This is a genomic window from Streptomyces sp. UNOC14_S4 (genome assembly GCF_020740835.1).
Taxonomy (GTDB): domain Bacteria; phylum Actinomycetota; class Actinomycetes; order Streptomycetales; family Streptomycetaceae; genus Streptomyces.
On the sequence record NZ_JAINFC010001052.1, the window covers coordinates 1 to 578 of the forward strand.

Consider the following 578-nt stretch of genomic DNA (forward strand, 5'->3'; position numbering starts at 1 on the left):
GTGGGGGTCGCGGCCACGTCGCCTTCGGCGAGGTCGCGTCCCCACAGGCACACGGTCACCAGGAGTACGGCCCAGACCACTCCGGCCCGCCGGGCGCTCACCGCCACCTCACCGTCACCTCACTGTCGGCCCGCGTCGAGGCGGCGCCGGTGCCAGATCAGGCCCGCGGCGAGCAGTACGCCGGTGCCCGCGACGATCAGGCCGGGGGTGCCGGGTGGCGCGGGGGCGGCCGCGGTGCCGCCGCCACCGGCCGGTACGGGGGCCACAGGCGAGTGCCCGCCGCGTCCTGTGCCTGCGGCAGTGACGGTGAGGCGGCCCTCCGCGACGGCCTTGCCGCTCCTGTCGCCGTCGCAGTCGACGCGGACTGGGTACGTGCCGGGTGCGGCGGCCGGACGCACGGTGGCCTCGGTGAACAGGCCGGCGGGGCCTCTCGTGCCGACAGGGCCCATGGTCATCGGCGCGTCGGCGACGAAGGCCGCAGAGCGGGCGACCGCCTTCCCGCCCGCGCATCCCGCGACGCGCAGGCGCACGTGCCCGCCGGGTGTGCCGGTGAGGACGATGACGGCGGGCACGTGCGC

1 pseudogene is annotated in these 578 nt (G+C 77.7%); it reads right to left on the reverse strand.

The annotated features are described in order from the left end of the window. Positions 1 to 119 precede the first annotated feature (119 nt). Positions 120 to 578 (reverse strand): annotated as a pseudogene (locus K6I34_RS37850) (hypothetical protein); the annotation flags it as partial.